At 47.1% G+C, this 23455-nt stretch carries 11 protein-coding genes; 7 read left to right on the top strand and 4 right to left on the bottom strand.

The window, feature by feature from the left end; all coding sequences use genetic code 11:
• Positions 1-76: 76 nt before the first annotated feature.
• Complete coding sequence (locus K2Y22_00750) at positions 77-607, bottom strand: Spy/CpxP family protein refolding chaperone (GenBank protein MBX9876962.1); 531 nt, start codon at positions 605-607, stop codon at positions 77-79.
• 258 nt (positions 608-865) lie between these two features.
• On the opposite strand from K2Y22_00750, the gene K2Y22_00745 reads away from it, so the two are divergent.
• The 4 genes from K2Y22_00745 (at position 866) to K2Y22_00730 (ending at position 14740) form a co-directional block, all read left to right on the top strand.
• The gene (locus tag K2Y22_00745; GenBank protein ID MBX9876961.1) at positions 866-12550 is read left to right on the top strand and encodes a hypothetical protein; all 11685 of its coding nucleotides are present in this window, start codon (positions 866-868) and stop codon (positions 12548-12550) included.
• Between the two features lie 37 nt (positions 12551-12587).
• Positions 12588-13469, top strand: coding sequence for a hypothetical protein (locus tag K2Y22_00740; GenBank protein MBX9876960.1), 882 nt, complete (start codon positions 12588-12590; stop codon positions 13467-13469).
• Positions 13470-13541: 72 nt separating this feature from the next.
• Positions 13542-14138, top strand: coding sequence for a sce7726 family protein (locus K2Y22_00735; GenBank protein MBX9876959.1), 597 nt, complete (start codon positions 13542-13544; stop codon positions 14136-14138).
• 56 nt (positions 14139-14194) lie between these two features.
• Positions 14195-14740, top strand: a complete 546-nt coding sequence (locus tag K2Y22_00730; GenBank protein MBX9876958.1) for a peroxidase-related enzyme — start codon at positions 14195-14197, stop codon at positions 14738-14740.
• 87 nt (positions 14741-14827) lie between these two features.
• Here the strand turns inward: K2Y22_00730 and K2Y22_00725 are convergent, their stop codons facing one another.
• Positions 14828-16699 carry a tetratricopeptide repeat protein gene (locus tag K2Y22_00725; GenBank protein ID MBX9876957.1) on the bottom strand — a complete coding sequence of 624 codons (1872 nt, stop codon included), beginning with the start codon at positions 16697-16699 and terminating at the stop codon, positions 14828-14830.
• A gap of 177 nt (positions 16700-16876) precedes the next feature.
• Positions 16877-17221, bottom strand: coding sequence for a hypothetical protein (locus K2Y22_00720; GenBank protein MBX9876956.1), 345 nt, complete (start codon positions 17219-17221; stop codon positions 16877-16879).
• Between the two features lie 337 nt (positions 17222-17558).
• Between K2Y22_00720 and dnaK (K2Y22_00715) the strand changes: the two genes are divergently transcribed.
• From dnaK (K2Y22_00715) to K2Y22_00705, 3 genes are all read left to right on the top strand, one after another.
• On the top strand, positions 17559-19310 hold the full coding sequence (dnaK, locus tag K2Y22_00715; GenBank protein ID MBX9876955.1) for a molecular chaperone DnaK: 1752 nt from the start codon (positions 17559-17561) through the stop codon (positions 19308-19310).
• Between the two features lie 127 nt (positions 19311-19437).
• On the top strand, positions 19438-21186 hold the full coding sequence (dnaK, locus tag K2Y22_00710) for a molecular chaperone DnaK (GenBank protein MBX9876954.1): 1749 nt from the start codon (positions 19438-19440) through the stop codon (positions 21184-21186).
• A gap of 56 nt (positions 21187-21242) precedes the next feature.
• Positions 21243-22475 (top strand): hypothetical protein, encoded by a 1233-nt coding sequence (locus K2Y22_00705; protein ID MBX9876953.1) that lies wholly within the window; start codon positions 21243-21245, stop codon positions 22473-22475.
• On the opposite strand, the gene K2Y22_00700 is transcribed toward K2Y22_00705, so the two are convergent.
• The gene (locus tag K2Y22_00700) at positions 22476-23450 is read right to left on the bottom strand and encodes a hypothetical protein (protein ID MBX9876952.1); all 975 of its coding nucleotides are present in this window, start codon (positions 23448-23450) and stop codon (positions 22476-22478) included.
• Positions 23451-23455 lie beyond the last annotated feature (5 nt).

Raw genomic sequence — 23455 nt, 5'->3', positions numbered from 1 at the left:
CAGGAATTTTGCAAAGAGACTGATACAAGACGAGGTAGCGACAGTGCCGCTACCTCGCAGGATTGACTGTTAATGCTTAGTTGAGGTCGTTGTCGATGTCTGAATCAGCATCTGGTAGGAGACTTAAAAGTATGAACTCAGTGTCGGAATCACTTACTTTTGTGCCTGCCTTACCCCAGCCGGAGCCAAAAGATCCGTAGCGCAGTTGTTTACGCTGTTCGGCTGTGAGGATTTCACTGGCGTCTAACTTGAAGGATACTTTGGCATTGCAGAGACTTGTTTTTAGGCTGTTTATTTTGCCTTGCGTAATTTCCACAGCTTTGCGGTCGATTGTTGGCTGGGTTAAAAGATCTCGCATCTTTCTGCGCTCTTTTTTGATCTCAACTTTGGTTGTGCCTATCTGGTCGGCAAATTTTTCCTTGAGCTGATAAAGCTTCTCGTTTTGCTCGTCTGTTAGATCAAGTCGTCTGAATTTGTCGCACTCACCGTGCATTCGTCCGTGTCCTGCGCCCATCGGACAGCGCGCAATCGTTGCCTCGTCGGCGATTGCGGGGATTGCTGCGGCAATTGTTACGACTGAGGCTGCTAGTAAGTTTACAATTCTCATTTTCAATCTCCCTCTATGAGTTAGAGACGTTTGCTCTACATATCTAATACGTAATTGGGGGCCAAAAAGTTCAATTTTGAATATTAAAAAGTCTCATTGTCCTTCGTATTACCCCCCCAAAACTAGCAGATATTAATGGTTATAAGGATTTCAAGGTGTCTGTCAAGATGTTATACTCTTGACTTCCAAAAAGTGCCGACGGTTGGCGCGCAGGACTTCTTGGAAACAGAATTGACGTGACGACGGGAAATCATATAAATGAATAACAAGCTACTGACAGTTAAAGCAAGAAAATTGCTGGCTGGTTTAAGTACATTGGCATTTGTGGCGGCGACCATATTGTCTCCTTATGCATTTGCTGAAGGCGAGCCTCCCGTATCAGTTAGCACTACACAGCTAACTCCGGATCAGTTGAATGCTGGACCCGTGGGCGGAAACGCACCAATAACAAATCTTTCTGTCGATCATGGACAGACAATGGCTATCGACTTTGCGAACTTTGCTAGCGGCGTCAACGTAAATGGCAACATCACCAACAATGGTTCAATTTACGCGTATTCAACAAACCCGAGCGTCACGATAGGTGCATTTTCCGCCAACAATATATATAACAACAGCTTGATCACATCCATTATTCCCCAGGGGGGAATTCCTGGACTCAATTTGGATGTGTCCTCGTTGGTCAGCAACTTCAGTTTGTCTTTTACGGCCCTCAATAACATAGTTAACACCGGCACCATATCTTCTGCCGGTAATTTGGCCATGCAAGCAGGCGGTAGCATAACCAACTCCGGCATTTTGTCTGCAATTCAAAATGCTACGTTGCAAGCAGCCAGCATCATCAACAGCGGAACAATTGCTGCTATGCAGGGTAATTTGCAATTAGCCACCGCTTCAGTCATGAACTCAGGCATCATGCAAGCTTTAAACGGAAGCCTTTCCGTGCACAATCTTGCTGGAACGAATCTCGATATTCAAAACATGCTTGGTCAGATTCGCGCAAAGGATGTTGTTTCTTTCAGCACTTTGGGTTCAATCAAAGATGCTAACAACGATTACGTAACCAAAGCTTTGCTTAATTTGATTGGTGGCGACATATCCGGTTCATCGGTTAGCTTCACAAGCCCTGATGGCGATGTATATGTGGATGCAAATAGTATCGCCGGACCAGTCAGTATCACAGGCGGCGCTGCTTATGCTGGTGTCAACGAAGGCGATTTTGATCTAGCTAACTTGAATCTAACCGGTGACCCGATTTTCTGGGACAGAAATAACAATCTGAATATCACACCGTCAATTCTCACCCAAGTAACAAATGCTCCAGGACAAGATTGGGTTTTCTTGTCCGGAAAGGACGTAACAGTATCTGGTCCTAGCGGACAAACGTTGAGTATTGGTTATGGCAATTTCGGTAGTTTGACCATTGCCGCAGGCGTAACTTTCAGCACGCCAACAGGCAACCAAGGCAACAGCAGCGGTGCGACACCGACATACAACATTACCGGTGCAAGCACAACTGGTGGAGACATTGAGTTGGGTGGGCTGAACCTGCAAACTGTGGGCAAGAACATTACTTTGACTGCCAACGCTGGAAGCAGCAATTCAGGCAACGTAACGACCGGATCTATTAAGACTACTGGTCTCAATGGACAATTTTCTGGTCAAAATGGTTTCAATGCCGGTAATGTCACGATTACTGCTTCAGGCACCGTAACGACAGGCGGAATTGAAGCTGTGGGCGGATTGGGTGCAACTGGTTTTGCAGGTTTCAATGGTCTAAACGGTAACAATGGTGGTAATGGTGGCGCCTACTCTGACGGCGGCAGCGGTTTAGCCGGTAGCAACGGCGGCAACGGCGGCAGTGGCGGTAATGGCGGCAATGGTGGCAACCTAACAATTAATGCCGGTGGAAATGTCAATTTAACCAACGTCGCGCTTTACGGCGGAGCCGGTGGCAATGGTGGCGCTGGTGGTAATGGTGGCAAAGGCGGTAACGGTGGTAATGGTGGCGACTCATATGTTGCGTCCAACGCCGGGGACGCCGGTCACGGCGCTGCGGGTGGTGATGGCGGCAATGGTGGTACAGGTGGCAATGCCGGTATCAGCGGCATTATTAATATAACTTCTGGCGGAACGGTCACTGCGACTAATCTCAATACCAATGGCAACGTCGGTGGTATTGGTGGTGGCGGCGGTAACGGCGGCAATGGTGGCAATGGCGGCAGCGGTGGTACAGCTTATGGTGCCGGTGCCAGCGGTGACGGTGGTAATGCTGGTGCTGCAGGAGATGGCGGCAATGCCGCAAAAGGTGGTAATGGCAGCCACGCAGGAAACATAAATATCACAGCTAATGCAATTAATGTCACGACGATTACTGCTAACGGTGGACAAGGCGGCAACGGTAATTGGGGCGGAGTCGGTGGAACCGGTGGTAATGGCGTCGGTGGTACGGGCGGAATTGTGAGTGGTAGCGGCGGTAACGGCGGCAATGCCGGTATCGGCGGATCCGGTTCCGGAGGCGGACTCGGTGGTAATGGTTCTACCGTAACACTCACCAGCTCAACGACCATAGGCGGCGTAAACTTCAGCGCCATGGGTGGCAATGGTGGCAATGGCGGTGCAGGCGGCAATGGCGCCAATGGTGGTGCATCCGGCGGCGGCGCAGATACCTTCTTATATGGTGGTTCCGGCGGCAACGGTGGGGATGGCGGTAGTGCAGGAGCTGGTGGCTTCGGCGGCAATGGCGGCAACGGTGGTAAATTCAAAATTACAGGTACGACCAATATTTCTCTAACAGGAAATATCACTGCTTCTGGCGGTAACGGTGGTACCGGCGGTGGCTCCGGCAACGGCGGCAACGGCAACGGTGGTTCTAATGGCGGCGGCGCAGTAGTTGGCGGAAGCGGCGGAACTGGCGGAACCGGTGGTTTTGTGGCTCCTGGCGGAGTCGGTGGTGCCGGCGGTGCCGGTGGACGTATTTTCATAAGTTCTGAATTGGGCAACGTAACTGTTGGTGCTGGTGGCACAACTAAAGCCCTCAACACCACAGGTGGTGCCGGTGGCGGTGGCGGAGCCGGTGGTAATGGTGGCAACGGCGGCAACGGCGGCTCGAGTGGTGTCGGCTTCATGGGTGATGCCGGTATGAACGGTCAGCCATCCGGAACAGGCGTCACTGTCAATGCGACACTTGGCTTTAGCATAGGCAATGTCGGATCTGATGGCGGACTTGGTGGCTTTGGCGGAAATGGCGGCATGGGTGGCAATGGCGGTGACGGTGGCGACATAGACGTGCTTGCTCGCAATGGCAGCATTACTGTTAACGGCGATATCGTCAGCTACGGTAACACCGGCGGACTTCCCGGATCTCCTGGACAGAACGGTTTGAACGGTTCTAATGGTGCTGGCTCAACCTACTTTGGACTAAGTTTGAACGCTATCCTAAACGGTGGGCAGTATAGTGTTGGAACCGGTTTGGGACTGGGCATAACCGTTGACGATATAACCGTTGCTACGACTTTGTACAAAGATGCACGCGATCTAATCTCCGGCGGCGGAATTGTACCTATTAATGGAATGAGCTTCTATATAGATGATCACGGCAGCACAACCGGCTATGAAACCCACTTTGGTGTTTCAGGTGTTACCTCTACGTTGGTCATCGACAATGCAGTAACGCAAACATCTATAAGTTTCCTCGCCGCTGCAGCTAACATTGTTGTACCTAGTTTTACAGGTGGTGACTTTGTCAGCACGAGTGGAACAGGATCGAATGTCAATCCATGCTTCTTGTGTTCACCATTCCCAACCACACCAATGCCGACAGGCGGAAGTGTTTCGACATACGGTGGAGCAGGAACCCTAGGTCAAGGACCAGTGTCTAATGGCGGCAACATCAACCTAGTTGCCGGAACAAGCGTCACAGTTAATGGTGTTATCAATGCGCTTGGCGGACAGTCTCTGACGCTTGTGCAGACAAGTCAATATCAATACACGGCATTTGCTAATCTGGGCAGAGGTGGTTCGGTATTTGTTCAGTCTCCGACCGTCACGGTAACAGGTGGACCAGCCGGACCGAACATCAACCAAGCAACAGTAGCCGGCGGATCGGTCACTTTCTTGACACAACAAAATGGTGTCAATTACCTAATTAAGCCGGTTGTCTTTGGACGTCTAAGCTGGAATACAAACTACGGTTTGAACATCGGCGGCGGATTGGGCAAAGTACTTGCAACAACAGGGGTAACTGTTATTAAAAACGGCAGCGGCAGTCTTGATCTATCAACTGGATCAACCAACCTTTTTGCCGGTGGTTCTACCTACAATGCTCCTGGTGATCTCATAATTTTGGCTTCCGGTGACATAACTGCAAGCAACGCACCGCTTAGCGCAAAGATCGATGCGGGCACAAGCGCCACTAGACCAAATGGTCAAATCATTGTGGCTGCTGGTGATTATGCCGCTACATTGAATTACGGTACCGGCGCCAACCAACAAACATGGATGGTTATTGGTGGTGGTACATCGACAGGCGGCAATATTGAACTCAATAATGTCTCATTGGGATCTAGCAAAACGTCGTTAGTCTTTGCACAAGCTCATACAGGAACTGATAGAGCAGGCACCATCGGACTGAATACGGTCACTACCACAACTGGTGGCAATATGATTGCTCCGGGAACCGTATATCTAATTTCTGATGGCAACGTAGGTACTGGGCTTATAACCACAGGCGCTGCCAACTTGTTCTCATCAAATGGCAGTTTCGGTCAGTCAATAAACCCAATCATGATGAATGCCGCTGTTTTGTCAGTTAGGACAAATGGTCTAGCCTACATCTCTAACTCAGCCAGTAGTGTTTCGCTGCTTGAATCCTATGCTTCTGGCATACAAATTGATGCAACTGCTGGTGATTTGACTATTAATGGACCAGTAACCACAGTTGCCGGTGTCTTTAAGAGTATCTCTAACGTTTGGGTTAAAGCTAACGTTACGACTTTAGGTACGCAGGGTTCGCTATACCTAATACAAGGCAACTCAATCACAAACGATAATAACGGCATCTCCAAATTGATTGCACCGAACTTGGTATTGGTGTCCAACAACGGCAATATCTCGATGACGTCTTTGAGCAGAAGCAATTCCATAACCCTATGGGCAGCGGCTGCTAATTCATCTGTTTCTGTTAATACCTTGAATGCGCCAATGCTAGGTGTCTATGCCGGTACAGGTGGTATCAATGTGAATTCCAGCAACGCCGGACAATTAGTTATTGGTACAACAGGCACTGCAAACTTCACGATGACCGGCGGTGTCAAACTTGGCACCACGGCAAATCTGCCATCAACTGCAGGCACCTTGAATTTAACTGCTAATGGCAAGATTGAAGTTACAGGACCAGTTTATGCAACTGGCAGTATCAATTTGACCGCACAAAACGGCAACAACATTGAATTGGGCAAGAACTTGTCGACCACAAGTACTGCAGGCAATAAAGTGAAATTGACTGTTTCTGGTGCCGGCAACATAACGCAAATCGACAGCATTATCTCCACCCCGACATTGGAGATGGTTTCCGGTTCCGGGAATTTTGGTACTGAACAAAGACCAATTTATTCAATTGCAAACAACATAACCTTCACCACAACAGGCAGCGCTTATTTGTTCAACTCAAATGCTGCCCACTCCATCAATGTAGGACCATGGAGTGGCACCAACTTGATGTTTGTTCAAAATGGCAACATTAACGTAGCCGGCAATTTGACTGCGACAGGCTTTGTCAAACTAATTACAGTAGATGGCGGCACAGTTGCATTGCTTTCCAACGTAACAGCAGGTTCACCCAGCTACATCTGGGCATCAGGAAGTAACGGCGCTATAACGCAGACAGCTGGTAAAACGCTGCAGGCTCCATCGCTTAACTTATTGGCTTATACCGGTGGTATCAATGGCGGAGCTGGTGGACTTGTCACCAAGACAAGCGCAATTATCGTCAGCTCAACGGGCGGTGTAAGAATCATCAATACTTCTAGCGACTTGAGTATTACTGGCACAGGTGAAAGCCTCATCCTATCTAATACCGGTAATATTTCACTGGGCACTTTCACAACCACTTTCTTGCTCAAAGCTACCACCACAGGTTCAAGCAGCAACATCGTGACGACAGGTATCCTGACGGCCGGAGCAGGGTTGGAGCTTCAAGCTGCTGGAAGCAACGGTAATATTACTTTGGGTAATCACCTGAACGTTACTGGTTTGACTAAGCTCACGACCGGAAACAATGGTGACATTATTCAGACCGATGGAATTCTAACGAGTACATCTGTTGAATTGAACACTCAAAATGGTGATATTGGCGATCCTCTAAAGCGCATCATCATGGCGACCGGTCTGATTAAGACTACAAGCAAGGGCGTAGTATACCTACATAACGAAGGTAACGTTGTAATCAAGGCTTCAACAGCTGGTCAGAACAACATATTTGACTTGACCAACAGAGGCAATGTCACATTCGATGGCAATATCAATTCTGCAACTTCGCGTATTGATACCGTCAACGTAACCATTCTCGACAGTGGCAATATGTTGTACACCAGTGGTGAGATCAATGCTAAGAACGTCAACTTAGTTGTTGCCGGCGGCAACATTGGTACATCGAGTGCCCGTGTTAAAACCTTGACCGATACATTGAAAGCAACCAGCACCGGCGGCAACGTTTATGTAAGCAATAACGGTGACGTGACATTGCTTGCAGGAACAGCCGGCAACGGCAAGACCTATGAGTTGGTGACAACCAATAACGGCGATATCAAAATCGATGGTGGCGTTACTGCTTCATCGGGCGTGCTCGCTAAAATTAACTTGAATGCTAATGGCGCCGGTGATATTACCCGCGTTAACGGCGTACTCGTTGCTACACGTGTTGATTTGACATCGGGCACCGGCACAATTGGTACTTCCAATCAGCGCATCTATACTGATGCCGATAACCTCAGCATGAATACAAAAGGTGATGTCTACGTCCGCAATGACGGCAGCGTCACACTCCTTGAATCATCTGCAGGAAGCAACAAGACCTTCAAGTTGTCGACCATCAATAATGGTTCGATTACACTTGCTGGTGATGTTGACGATAATTCGTTGTTTGGTGCTATTGATCTAATTCAATTAGAAGCTGACGGTGCTGGTAATATTTCGCGCCAAACTGGCATCCTTGAAGCCGACGTAGTTAAGCTCAGCTCCGTCAGTGGCAACATTGGTGCGAGCAACGCTGCTATCTCTACGGATGCTGACGAGCTGCACGCCCACACCACCGGTAATGTCTATTTGACAAATGCCGGTAATGTAACGCTGAAGCCTTCATCTGCTGGCGATGGTAAGACTTTTAGCCTGGTCACCACTGGTCAGCTGCTCAGCCCAGGTACCATCACAATTGATGGCGTAGTTGCAGCAACTAATGGAACAATTGGCACTATTCAAGTCACTGCTGCTTCCTTGGGAAGCATCAAGAACACAACAGGCAGCAAGCTAATTGCTGACAAAGTCAGTTTGAAATCTGGCTTTGGTGCAATTGGTGAAGACGCTAAACCTATCTACATCAATGCCGATCAACTTGAATTTCAAACACTTGGTGCGGTCTATATATTGGAAGATGATTCCGTAGACTTGCTTACTTCGTTTGGTTCGACCGTAAGAGTTGAAGCCGGCGGCGCAATTGGTGTTCTAAATAATCAAACAGTTACAGGTGCAAGTATTCAGTTCATTACTGAATCTTTGACACTTGGTGAAGATTCCAAAGTGACTGCTATTACAGGCAACTTTGTTCTTGATACCAATGATGTTGCCTTGTCTGTTGTATTGAATGAAGGTTCGGCTTTGAGCGCCATTCTTGGTGACATAACAATGAATGCTGCCGATGGCGGTTCAGTATCAATTCTTACTGGACAAGGCTCCACAGTTTTTGCAGGTGACGATATAACCGTAAGCTCCGGTGATGCGTTGACGATAACAACTGGTGAAACTTCATTGTTTACAGCCGGTGGTGACATGATGCTTAATGCAGATGGTTTGGTGGATATCCACACAGGCGACACTTCATTGTTCTCTGCAGGCGGCAATCTTGTGATTAATGCCGGCACTTCGGCAAACATCACGACTGGTGATACTTCGTTATTCAATGTAGGTAATGATGCGACTCTGACTGGCAACAATGGTCCTTTGATCATATCGACCGGTAATACGTCGCTCTTTAACGTAGGCAATAACTTAACGGCCACTGTAACCAATGGTTCGTTGACCCTCATGACCGGTAATACAACATTGTTCTCTGTCGGCAATGACTTAACGCTCACTGCCAACGGTGCACCTCTCAATGTCTCTACGGGTGAAGTTTCACTTCTTACCGTTTCCGGTAATGCTGTGCTTACAGGAACTGAAATAGGTATCACCACTGCTAATCTGTCGGCTGTAAACGTTGATGGAAATCTGACGGCTAACGCTAGTGAATCTATAGACGTTACAATTTCTGAGCTTTCAGCCGTGACCGTCGGTGGAAACCTGAAGCTTGATGCCGATGGATCAATTGATGTCACAACTGGTGATCTTTCAGCAATGACTGCTGACGGCAACATGATTATCAATTCCGACAGATCAGTCGATGTTACAACTGGCGACTTGTCAGCAATGACCGCTGGTGCCGCTTTAATCATTAGCGCCGGTAGAAACACGGATGTCAGAACTGGTGATCTTTCAGTTATGGAAGCTGGTGACCAGTTGACATTGACTGCCGGTAGATCAATGGATGTTAGAACAGGCGATCTCTCAGTGATGAATTCTGGTGATAGCTTGGTATTGAATGCTGGTAGACACCTGGATCTCAGAACCGGCGATCTCTCAGTAATGACAGCTGGACAAAATCTAGTCCTTAATGCCGGTGGATCGATGGATGTTAGAACCGGTGATCTTTCAGCGATGATTTCTCGCAGAGATCTGGTCATGACTTCTGATCGTTCAATAGACATTCAGACTGGACGTCTATCAGTAGTAAGTGCCGACAGAGATATCAACATTGATGCCGACCGTTACATCGATATCAACACTGGCAGACTCTCAATATTTGCTGCTGGTCGCGATATGAATATCGATGCTGATAGATCAATTGCTATCAACACCGGTAGAAGTTCAGTATTTGCTGCCGGCGATGATATGAGTATCGAAGGTGGAGATTTCGGTTCTATCGAAATCAATACTGGACGCAGATCGATATTTGCTGCCGGCGACAATATGACAATTGACGCCGACTGGTTCGGCGACGTCAACATCACAACCGGTGCAAGGTCAACTCTTGCTGCTGGTGGTGATCTGACAATCAGTGCTTCACTCTTGGGTGGCTCGATTGATATTCAGACAGGCAGAAGATCGTTCATCCTTGTAGGTGACGATGCAACATTCAATGCCGGCTTCTTTGGTTCTATCAATATAGATGGTGGCGCCAACGGTGGATCACTTATTGCCGGCGATAATGTCGTATTCAATAGCGGTGGTTTTGGAACGAGCGTCAATGTTGATATGAGACGCTTGACTGGTGAGATCTTCATCTCGGGTGTACGTGGTGGCACTGTTGCCATAACGACACAACGAGGTGATTTGACCTTTGGTTCAAACATCAATGTATCGAGTTATCCATTCTTCGGCGGTACATCCGGCGGAACAATAACCTTGAATGCTAATGGCGGCGACATTTATGGACCAAACACAAGACTCTTGTCTCAAGGGTATGGTGCAGGTAATGAAGGTGGCACCATCAGTTTGTTCGCCAAGGGCAACATTACAGTAGGACTTCTCGATGCCCGTGGTTTCAACGGAGCCAACGGCGGAACCATCATCGATCCAAGTGAACACTTGCTTGTTACCTTGGTTAACGACAATGGAGCCAGTATCGATGTATCCAGTATTGGTGGTAACGGCGGTTATATCCGTATCGAAACTTCCACAACTGATACCTTCAACGTCGTTCTAAGACCAGGTGATACAAACGGAACAGCAGGCGCCATTCTCGCCAACGGTGAAAAAGGCGGACGCATCGACATCTACTTAAGTGGAGCGCTACGCTTAAATTCTGATCCGGACAAATCGAAAACTCGTATCCAAGCTAACGGTTTGTTGGATAGCAAGAGCGGGCCGACTGGTGGGATTATCTATCTAGATCTGTCCAAGGCTACTTCTAACTATGGCAGCATTACGGAATATGATATTTGGTTGGATCCAGGTACCCAAATCACGGCTAGCGCCAGTGACTTTTTCTCCGGTAAAGTGGGAATTCACGTTGGACCTGACCACGACCTCAACATTGGTGGGGCAGGTGGACTTGCGATGATACTCGGTGGGGAATACCTAAATATGGGTAATCTAAACTACTCAGATTTGACCCTAGCGGATAAACAAGCAGGCTACTTGGATTGGAACACTTTTGTTGGATTAGGCACTGCTATCGGATGTAATTTCGTCAACTGTGCGCAATTCTTCCCGAAAATCGGTCCTCGCAATACTCAATTGCAAATTACCGATCCATATGCAGATATCGAGCCGATAACTCCATTCATTTCCGGTAATGCCACTGTGGAAACCGATAGAACTAGAGGTCGCGTACCTGATGGTCCTAACGAAGAGTACACAGACATCATCGAAATGAATGAGCAGACAGCTGAAGAGAACGGCGCTTGGATTATTGTCACCAACCCATCACAACCATATGTGTTGCCTGGTGATGACAAAACAGTAGTGTTCGCTGCTCCGGGTACGATATTCATGCTCACCGGTGATCATCAAATCACCTTGCAGCAAGGCAGTCTGACGGTAATTGCCGGTGGCGATCCTATCTCTGTACAAACAGGACATGGCACCATCAACGTTGCTGGAAATTCAGCTGCGGGCATCAAACAAGATCAGTTCGGCGGTGTAACTGTTGCCAGCTTGATGGGTAGCAACACATTCGATGTCACCCACAACGGCGAAAGTTCAACTCAGAATATCGCCCAGGGTCTGGAAATGAATGTTGTCAGCTCGCAAATAGCTAGTGTCGGTGCATCCGATACTGTCTATGGATCAGGTCTACAACTGGGTCCAGTTGATGGATTGAGCTCAAATACGAGCAACTTCAATCCGACAACATCACCGTTTGTGACCAATCTCTTGAGCAGTGAGAACTACAATCTGACACCAGGAATGCGCTCAAGCATCAACCACTTGTTGCACACTCTTGGCTCCGAGAACCACATTGGTTTCGTTCATCCGTCAATGCGTGGTGACACAATCTCCTATGCATATACTGATGGCGTGATTGTGCCGGTAGCCTATACGAGCGTGTCGCCAGGTAATGTTGGCAAAGCAGCGCAAGAGCTTATGTCTCTTGATGTTCCACAAGGAACACTGCGTTATGTCGGCTGGGTTGAGATGGGCTCCAACAAGCAGAACGTTGTTCTCTACAACGGAGAAGTGCTTGTTAATGCCGACAAACCAATCGATGTAAGTATTTGGGATAGCACTGTCTCAGTAGGCCGCGGTGTTATCGCCCTTGTCGGCTACCAGCAGGGCGTACTCAAGGTGCGCAACCTTGGTGAGCGTTCGATAGGTGCAGTTACCGTCTTGTCCAATGGCAAGTATGTGAAATTGCGTGCCGGACAAGAACTCGTAATCGGTGCCGATGATCAGGCTGTATCCAATACAAAGGCAGACGGAATAGCTAGACGCCGTATGGAGAAGATAACCTTTGCCGACAAACAAGCGGTATATGGCGAATTCTCGACGCTTTCCTTGCTTGAGAAACACTCCCTGATAGGCAAGCTTGTTCACAGCAAGAAGCCTAAGGACAAGTCCACTATCGACCAGATAGTCAAAGCCGGCGCCAGCTTGAGCTTGGTAACCGCTTCTCGCGGCTCCTATCAATAAGGCACCTGTCAGGTCACCTTCTGCTAGAATTCCAAACATGAAGAAGATTGGTTTGGCATTTCAATATTTGGTTCCAGGTGGCAGGACCTTTTGGTTCTGCATGGCCGTGGTCGTTGCCTACAGCCTTTTCGTGCAATACACGGACGATCATGGCTTTCCAGCCAAGAAACTCCTGGATGCTGATGCTGCTCTTATGTCCTCTGTGGTTATGGGTGTGCTTTTGGTTTTTCGAACCAATAGCGCCTACGATCGCTGGTGGGAAGCCAGAAAAGTCTGGGGACAATTGGTTAATGATCTGCGCAATTTGGCAATTAAGAGCTACGAATACGCTATGCCGAATGCTGAAGAGGGCGCCCGCTATTCCCGCTTAATAACCAGCTTTGCTTTTGCGCTCAAGGACCATCTAAGAGGCGGCGAAGTTACAGCAGATGCACCTTACACTGAATTTGTCGCAGACAGCAGTGATAATAAACCTGTAGAGATAGCCAGGCTTATCTACCAGCAATTACATGAATGGCGTAAATCAAATGCCGTAGATGGATTGGAGCTTCTGCAAATTGACAGGCATGCTCGTTCATTGATGGATGCACTTGGCGCCAGTGAGCGTATTCTGAAATCGCCAATTGCCGGCTCATACAAATTCCTTATATGGAGCGGGCTTTGCTTCTACTTCCTTTTCCTGCCCTGGCTTTTAGTGCCTACCTTGGACAACTGGACCGTCTATGCCGTTGTGGCTTCAGCCTATTTCGTAGTTGCTCTTGAGCTTCTAGCTGAAGAAGTTGAGCAGCCCTTTGGCGATGATGCCAATGACTTACCCTTGGATACCATTTGTGCCACCATCAAAAAGTCGGTCACCGGAGTGTTCGAAGGTGAGCTTGGTGAAATTACCGAACTAGCCGAAGAGCGCTCTTGGTCCTAGTCTGTTAATTAGTTTTGCCAGTTCAATTGTTTTGTAATATCCTTGCTGCAAATGGCGGCAGATATACCAAATATGAAAGAGCTGGATGTAAGGCGTTTGCTTTACCAGACAGAAATACGCAAAATTCTTGGCGATAAACCAGGTAGTCGTGTTGTTGATGAATTAGAGCTTCTGCGCGGTGAAGTAAGAGTCGACGTGGCTGTTATAAACGACATGCTGCATGGCTATGAGATTAAGTCGGCCGCTGATAATTTGCTGCGTCTACCTAGACAGCAGGAGCATTACGGTAAGGTCTTTGAAAAGATGACCCTAGTTGCCGACGAAAGGCATGTTGAAGAAGCGGTCAAAATTGTCCCTCAATGCTGGGGTCTTATCGCCGTTGGTCTGAAAGACGGCAAGCCACATTCCTATGAAGTGTGGCCGGCAATTACTAATAGAGGTCTCGATAAACTAGCGCTTGCGCAATTACTTTGGCGTGAAGAGTCTCTTGAGCTCTTGGAGTATTTCGACCTGGCTGCCGGCGTGAGGAGCAAGCCAAGAAAGGTTCTATGGCAGACACTGGCTCGTAATTTGACAGTTGATCAATTGAAAGCCTTCGTCTGCTTCAAGCTGAAAAGCCGCAAGGGCTGGAAGAGAAGAAAGCGTATTAAGTTACGTGAAATGAATTAGTTGCTATTTCCCCGGCGCTGGGCATAAGGCTAAAGAGCCATAGGGGGGAATTGAACATGAGTCGAATTGCCGCTATAAGTCCTGAATCTGCCACTGGCAAGGTAAAGGACATATACGATGCCATCAACAAGAAGTTGGGCAAGGTGCCGAATATTTTTCAGCATATGGCCAATTCACCAGCTGTCTTAGAAGGCTATATGAGTTTCAGTCGCGCTCTTGATGGTGGGGTTTTGCCGCCAAAATTGAGAGAACTAATTGCCATTGCTGTAGCTGAAATAAATGTCTGCCAGTATTGCTTGTCTGCGCACATGGCAATTGCAAAATCCATCGGTATGACGGAACAAGAGTTGAAATTAGCTCGGGATCAGCGATCGGACAATGATAAGTGGAACGCCGCTTTAAAATTCGTGCGCCAAATGGTGACAACTGACGCCGAAATGAAAGATGATGACATTGCTCAAGTGAAAGAAGCAGGTTTTACTGATGCGGAAATTGCAGAAATTATCGCAGTAGTTGCTCTCAATCAGTTCACCAACTACTTCAATTTGACCGTGCAGCCGGAAATTGATTTCCCGAAAATCGAAACCGCATTTCCTGTATAGAATCTTTTGCATAAAAGAAGAGCCGTCTTTGCAGACGACCCTTCTCATTTGTTTTCGTAGGGGCGCATTGCATGCGCCCTTTTCTTTTTAGCGCTGCGCTAATTTGGCAGCCTTAGAGCTTAGTCTAGCAATAAGATCTTGCATCTTCTGTTGTTCCTTGGAAGTCAGAGGTGGCTTCAAGGAAAGATACAGTTTGTATTGCTGGGCTGACTCGTTAAGTACGGCAGGCGAAGGCTTCGGCATTTTTTCCAAAGCTTTGGCAGCGCCTAAGTGAGCATCTACCAATCTTGGATTGGTGGCGATAGCTTCACGGAATTTTTGTGCTGCACCTTCGTATTGCTTTTTAACGAGCAATTCGTTGCCGACTTTTACATCGTTAACAGCTTGTGCTCTGAGCTTTGATACTTGAGCAAATCCACGACTTACTCTGTCAGCGTTGGCACCCAGTGTTTGAGCCTTTTTAAATGCAGCATCTGCATTGTCCAGGTCATCAATCATTGTTGCCAAATCAGCTACTGCCAGAACTTGCAACGGATCGCTTTGACGGCTCAAGATATCTGACACGGTTGAAGACGCTTTATCGTATTCACCTTGTGCCATTAGAGCTTCAGCGTAAGCTATGCGCTCGCCGTCATTTGTCGGCTGCGGTAGTTGGCTCAAGTCAAGCTTGGTGCCGGCAAGCGACATCAATTTAGCTTGTGCCAAACGCAATTCCATATCATTCGGGTTGAGCTTCATAGCTTCGCCCAAAGTCTTCAGAGCCGACTCATAGTCATTTGAAGCAAGCAATGCTCCAGCTGCGGCCTTTTGAGCCTTGATGGTCAGAGCTTGCGTCAAACCCTTAACTGCATGCGGGTTATTTGGACTCATGCTCAAAATTGTCTGGTAGCTCTTAATTGCATCATCAGCCTTTTCCAGCTTTACCAAATCGTCGGCAATGTTCATGCGCAAATCGACATTGTATGGAAGCTGGGCAAGACCTGAACGCAAGTCAGCCAAAGCCAACTCCAAGTCACCACGAGTTTCATGAATCTGCGCCATATTCATATAAGGCTCAGCGTTTTCCGGCTTGGTCAAAATGGACAATTGATACTCTTTAAGAGCAGCAGCGTCATTGCCTTGCTTTTGATAGGCCTGTCCCATCGCTAAATGCACAGGTGCGCTATTCGGGAATTGATAAAGTGAAATGTTCAACTCTTTCAAAGCTTCATCTATCATGCCTTGCTTCAAATAAGCAACACCCAGTCCATAGTGAGCACTGGAATTGCCGGAATTCAAATCAACAGCACGGCGTAAATTGTCTGTTGCTTGTGGAATATTGCCTTGATCCAGTTGAATCTTACCCAAAGCAGCATAGGCTGACGAATGGTTAGGATCAAAGCTAATGGCATTACGCAATTCAGAAGAAGCCTCGTCAAGACGTCCTTCTTCCTTGAGTACCGCACCTAATGTGTAGTGACATTCAGCATCAGCCGGTGCCAACGAGCAAGCACGCTTTGCTTCGCCTTCAGCGTATTGCAAAATTTGATCGCGCTGTGAACGAATAGACCCGGATGATGATTGCAGACGATTTAAGGCGACTGTAGCCTTGCCTGCGTGTGCAATTGCATTGTTTGGATCGGCAGCTAATACGCGATCCAACATGTCATCTGCGCCATCAAGCTTAAACTGCTTGGCAAGAGCCATGCCAAGACCGACAGTTGCCACCATATCCGTTGGATTGCTAACGAGCATCTGACGGAACATATCTTCAGCATCGGAATATTTGCCCTGCGAAAGCAATTTTTCAGCCGTGACAACATTCTGTCTGATTTGCCCAGTGAGAATATCCTTCTGCGCCGGAGTTGTAGATGTCTGAGTGGTGCCCGGTAACGGAACCTGTGCTTGCGCTGCCAGTGAGCTTACAAGCACGGTTGAACTTAATAGTCCTAAGAGTCTTCCCTGGAATCTTCTGTCCATGACCTACCTCGTTGAGTTGCAATCCCAAAATTTTAGCGCTCATAATGCCAGAAATGCGCCTGACAAACGAATTCTTTCTCGATCATATGCAATTGTTAAGCTACGCAACTTACAATCAACTCACCCAGCCGCAACATTCGTCACAACCGCGGACGATACGAATGATCAAACGGAGTCTTACCTGAGTGTGAAACCTGAAGCGCAACGAGCGCGGCGATGAGCCGTGCGCTGTGTAGCGATGATAGATATGCCGGACGGCAAATGAAGGTGATTACCACGGGTGTCGAACAATGTACCTTCGACTGTCATCATGCCTTTGATCTTAAGTGTTACAGGATCGACAAGAAAACCAACAGCTGATGCTGGTAGAGTAAGAACGGTTCCGGCATTTGCAAAACTGAACGGCATAAATCTGCCGGACAAATCAACGACACCATTCATTTCGCGGCTAAGAGGTTCTAGGACCACATGGATTGTGGCAATAAATACCACAGCTAGCGATAACTGTTTAATAAATTGCATGGTTAGCCCTACTATTTTGGGGTGCGGATGCGACGCTAACGATGAGGATATTTCGGCTAATGTTCCCGGGTAAAATCCGCCCGTTTTAAAGATCTGGTTTTATCCCTATAAACTGCTGGGGTTTTTCTGAATTCCTAACTTATCCCTTGGTTTTTATAATGGGTCTTAGGCAAAGGTTTTTATCCCTACCACCCAGCTCCGGCCGACTCTTAGGTCTGCTGGAGCTTCTTATGGGCGTTTTTAGGGTTATGCGGCATGTTAAGGACCTTTTATAAGAATCCGTAATATTAGAGCCTAGACCTGGGTATAAATTCATCGGGCAGGCGGGGCTGGCAGCATGGCTGAGAAAATAATCGGTATTGATTTGGGAACAACTAACTCTTGTGTTGCAGTTGTTGAGCAAGGGCGGGCCGTTGTTATACCTAATTCGGAAGGCTATAACACAACGCCTTCTGTTGTCGCTTTCACCAAAGACGGCGAAAAATTGGTCGGGCAGTTGGCTAAACGCCAGGCCGTAATGAACCCGGAGAGGACGATTCAGTCAATTAAACGCCATATGGGCAGCAAGTACAAAGTGGAAATGGACCACAGGACATTTTCACCCGAGCAAATATCCGCGCATGTTTTGCAAAAACTCAAGAAGCAGGCCCAGGATTACTTAGGGCAACGCGTGGAAAAGGCAATTATTACGGTTCCGGCATACTTTGATGATGCACAAAGATTGGCAACACGAGATGCAGGACAAATTGCCGGACTGGATGTAGTGCGCATAGTCAACGAACCTACCGCATGCGCTTTGACTTACGGCATGCACAAGGTCAATACATCATCGAAAGTAGTTGTCTTTGACTTTGGTGGTGGCACATTTGACGTTACCATTTTAGAGATTAGTGAAGGCGTGTTACATGTGAAGTCAACCAACGGTAACAACCAGCTGGGTGGCGATGATTTTGACAGAATCATAGGCAAATGGATCGAAGAACGTTTGAAGTTTCAATTGCACTATGATCCCGAAACTAATCCTGTTGCGTTGCAACGCATCAAAGAAGCTGCAGAGGCTGCAAAAATTGAGTTGTCCAGTCGTTCTTCAACAAATATTCAATTACCGTTTTTGGCAACTGGTGCCGATGGTTCGCCAATTAACTTTGAAGCGGAATTGAAAATAGACGAATTTGAAAAACTTACTAAGAATCTGGTTGAATCGGCAAGGACGCCTGTAGAAAAGGCTTTAGCGGACGCTAAATTAACCTTCTCAGACATTAACAGCATCATTCTTGCCGGTGGCACTACGCGCATACCTCAGGTGCAGCGACTTATTCGAGATATGTTCAATCAAGATCCTGTAAGAGCCGTCAATCCCGACGAGGCAGTGGCAATGGGTGCGGCCGTTCAAGGTGGAATTCTTACTGGTGAACTTGATGAGATACTCCTTCTGGATGTAATTCCAATGTCATTGGGCATAGAAAAGCCTGATGGTAAGGTCGTAAATCTCTTCAAGCGCAACACGGTAATTCCTTTCAACAAGAAAGTCATTTTGACCAATAACTCCGATAGGCAGACAGCGATACGCGGACACCTTGTTCAAGGTGAGTCGGAGGAAGCCTGGGAAAATAAGTCAATTGCTCGTTTTTCCATTCCTTTACCGGATCTGGCGCCTGCTAAATCGCTGCAATTTGAGGTGAATTTCAGTATTGACGTGGATGGTATTTTCTTCTGTGATGTTCTCGACAAAGACGGTAACAAAGCTACAGTAGAGTTGATCCGCACCAATGGTTTGAGCAGAGAAGAATTGGAAAAACTGGCCAATGAGGCTCAAGCAGAAGCGGATACGGAAAGGGTTGCCGTTGAGCGCAATCATGCATCAGCACAGGCTCAGGTAGTACTTACAAATACCGAAGAGTTGCTGTCGAAAAATGGTGATGAGACACTGCAGGCGGAGAAGGAAGCTGTCAGACAGGCTATCAACCAATTGCGCAACGCTGTTTTAGAGTCCGATACGGCTGATATTACCCGTAAAACGCATGACCTTGAGGGCATAGTTGCCCAGTATTTGAAGAGTTCCGCCGGCAAAAATGGTGTTTCAGTTTAAATATACGTATTTAGTTATACTAGGTTAACTTTCACTAAAATATATTAGGACTCTTAGCCTGTTGGGTATGTCTTCATAAGCACGATTAATAGGGGAACAGGATTTTCGCGAATCCTGTGCTTCAGCCATGAGTCACAAAATTATCGGTATCGACTTAGGCACGACCAACTCCTGCGTAGCTGTCATTGAGGGCGGCTTGCCTGTTGTTATTCCGAATTCGGAAGGTTATCCTACAACGCCTAGTGTTGTTGCATTTACCCCTGACGGCAATAAGCTTGTCGGCCAATTGGCTAAGCGTCAGGCAGTTATGAATCCTGAACGAACGATTGAGTCAATTAAAAGACACATGGGTACGAAGGACAAAATAGTTCTCGACCATCGCGTGTATTCTCCGGAACAGATCTCTGCCGTTATCCTGCAGAAGCTCAAGAAGCAGGCCCAGGATTATCTAGGCGAGAAAGTCTCAAAAGCTATTGTTACTGTTCCAGCGTATTTCGATGATGCTCAGCGTTTGGCTACGCGGGACGCCGGACTTATTGCCGGACTAGATGTTGTTCGTATCGTCAATGAGCCGACAAGTAGTGCTTTGACCTATGGACTGCACAAAATCAATCAGACTTCGCGAGTCGTTGTATTCGACTTTGGCGGTGGTACATTCGACGTCACTGTACTAGAAATCCACGATCATGTTTTGCACGTCAAGGCAATAAACGGCAACATGCAATTGGGTGGTGACGATTTTGACAGAGTAATTATTGACTGGATGAAAACTAAGCTCAAAGAACAGAGTGGCATCGACATTGAAAATAACATTGTGGCATTGCAGCGTTTTCGCGAAGCGGCGGAGGCGGCAAAGATAGAACTATCGAGCTGTAGTTCTACTCTCATAAAACTGCCTTTCATTGCCGAAGATCATAAAGGGCATCCAGTCGACTTTGAGGCTGTTCTTACTGTTTTTGACTTTAATCGCATGACAAAGCATTTGGTCGAAGCAGCCAAGCTGCCTGTAGAAAGAGTTCTGGAGGATGCCAAACTGAATGTCAGCCACGTTGATCAAATTCTATTAGCTGGTGGTACAACAAGAATTCCTGCCGTTCAGCAGCTTATTCGTGATATCTTTCAAAAGGACCCCTTGCGGGCAGTAAACCCGGATGAGGCAGTGGCTGTTGGTGCAGCCATTCAGGGCGGCATTTTGGCTGGTGAATTGGATGATATCTTGCTGTTAGATGTTGTGCCCATGTCTTTAGGCATTGAGACGCCGCATGGTCATGTGGCCAATCTGTTTAGGCGCAACACGCATATTCCAATTAAGAAGAAAGTAGTTCTCACAAATAATACCGACAAGCAAAAGGCAATTAAGGGACATATTGTTCAAGGTGAAAGCGACAAAGCTTCCGAGAATAAATCAATTGCTCGTTTTTCCATTCCATTGCCACGCACGGCTTCACCTCGTTCGCTTGAATACGAGGTTACGTTTAGCGTTGATGTAGACGGCATTTTTTGTGTTGATGTGGTCGATGACCAAACAGGCAAAAAGGTCGATATAGAACTAGTACGAACACAAGGACTAACAAGAGAAGAATTGAAGGAACTTGCTGAGCAAGCCAGCCTTGAATCTGCCGAAGAGACAATGGTCTCTGAACGCAATGAGGCGACAATGCAGGCTCAATGTTATCTTTCTGATGCAGAAAGAATGCTTGCTAAAAATGCCGCCAGAAGACTGTTGGCAGAACAAGCTGCTGTGCGCCAAGCAATGAATAATGTTCGCAATGCTGTATTGGAAGGTGAAACAAGCGATATTCTCAAGAGAATTGAGGAGCTGACGGGTGAAATGTCCCGCTTCGGCAAAACTAAAACGCGCGGTGTATCCTTCTAGATTTTGTTGTCATGCTGGTACTCTATATCCGAATAATCTCGGAGCGGAGTATTGTCGTGAATATTTGTGCCAAAAATGTTTCTCGTATTTATCGGTCTGCAGCCCTTTTCTTGGCTGCCACTATTTGTTTTAGTCCGGCAAGTTTTGGTCAGGCAGTTGATTTGCCGGCCAATACAATTCCCAACACAGTTGCACCTGCCGACACGAATGCTCCCAATAGCCAACTTCCACCTGATTACTTCAAAAAAATGGAAGGGCGAGTAGTTAAATCTCTTGTGAGCATGGGGCAAATTCAAAGAGACAGCAATAGGCTGACTAAGGACATCAATGATTTGTCCAAGTTTTTGCAAGACTCTATGCTTGATGTCTCGTATCCCGTATTGTTGCCGGCTGTAGGCACCAATCCTGTTACGTTGGCGACTCCGAATTTCAAAATTTATAGCGGTCACTTCGCCGAGGCTCGCACTAAGTATGTGGTGTCGGCAGTGTCAAACATCGGTAGTTTAATTGCTGTCGTTGAAGAAGATATGGATTCAATGGATATTCCTCCGGAAAAAGCTGATGCCATTAAGCCGTTAATTTCCGATGCGCACGAAGTGATGGACAGCGTTAAAGCAGACTATGGAGTTCTTTACAATCAAATCAATTCAGGCGGCAGTATTGATGCAGAAGTAATGGCAGGCAAATTAATCGATATGAAGCGATATCTGGCAACTGTCGATCAAAATTTAACTGCTATTTTTCGTATAGTAAATTTGAAAAATGCTACGCCGCAGACAGTTGGTGCGGTCGTTGATCTCAAATTGTTCGGACGCGATTCTCATTGGTTGGGTATCATTGCGCAGTATCTTGGAGACAGCGCCAAACAGTTAAGTCCTTTAGCTGCATACGTGGAAGATGCAGAAGATCAAGGCTGGATGGTGATGGGCCCTTCGATGAAGCAGTATTCTCAAATTGAAAGATCGCCATATGCCAAAGCGCAAGTAGACGAACTCAATAAGCGTATGGCGCAGTTGTCGCAATACATTGCCGCAGTTAATAACGATTTGCAAGCATTGCGCAAACAAGATCCGGCTATTGAATCCGATGTGGACAACATTGGTTCAGTAATCAACGACGTGCAAAGTCGTTATGACCAAATCCAATCTACTATCGCTTCGCCGCCGGCAAAAGATCTAGGACCGGCTGTCTACAATCAGGCTGTACTCATTGTTGATGACATGAAGCAAGTGGAAAAATTAGAGCACCAGTTAGCAGATAAACTGCTTGGCGGCAACTCGGTATTTTAATTAGCGAGTGTTCTGAGCTAAGCTGCGTGTGCCGCGCACAAATTGCAGGATTTCTTGCAAGTTCGTTTCCATTTCAGCAACGGCAGTTTGTAAATCAATAAGCATGGCCATGCGATCTTCCAGAAGTCGTACTGTTAGCCTGTGCGGGTTTTGCGTTATGCCGGCTGCTTTGGTCATACGATCTTGCTGGCTGCCTTTTTTTAAACCTCTTGAACCAAAACCAATTTTGTCCCATCTGTCCAAAAGCGATTCTCGGCGAGTTTTACCTGTTAGCGTGTTTTCCGGTACTGAATTCAAATACACCCAAACACTTGATGGGAAATATTTTCTTGCATCAGTATTGCTCTCTAAGAGTGACGAGAGAATATTTGGTACGCCTCGCTCCAGCTTGTGTTCTCCTCGCAGTTCATGCAAGCCCCAGGCTGACAATCCGGTTTGAATGACACCTTCAATTGTGTCTATTGTGCTTGGTGCTATGTAATTGACCTGTCCCAAGTCCAGGCTGCCGCTTATGATGCCTGTAAGTCCGCCGCTTACTAGGTTGGCGTAGGTGTTTAGACGAATTGCCCGATCGCGCTTTTCAGCAAGTAATGCATATTTGTCATTTGCTTTATCAACTTCCGCTTCGATGCGATTCATGGCAATACGAATGTCGTATTCGTAATCCATCAATTCGTAAAAAAGATCTTGTTTCAGCGCCGCAAGTTTAAAAAACTGGCTGTCGCTGGATGTGTTTTGTCGCTCTTCTTCCAGATGAACAAGTTTTGGCAGCAAGTTCAATTTAGTAGCTAAATCAATTGTGTCTGATGAAAGATTACGCACGGTTGATTGCGGCGCAACAGCTATTTGATCCTCAGACTTAACTAATTGCTTAGCAATTTGACCAGCCGGTATTTGCGCAGCCGATACCGGTGCTAAACACGGTATCGCTGCTAAGGCAATTAGCCTGGATGCGAATTTACGCTTGATTGGCATGAAAG

The organism is Candidatus Obscuribacterales bacterium, assembly GCA_019744775.1.
Taxonomy (GTDB): domain Bacteria; phylum Cyanobacteriota; class Vampirovibrionia; order Obscuribacterales; family Obscuribacteraceae; genus SBAT01.
This window is presented reverse-complemented; position numbering and strand designations above follow the sequence as displayed.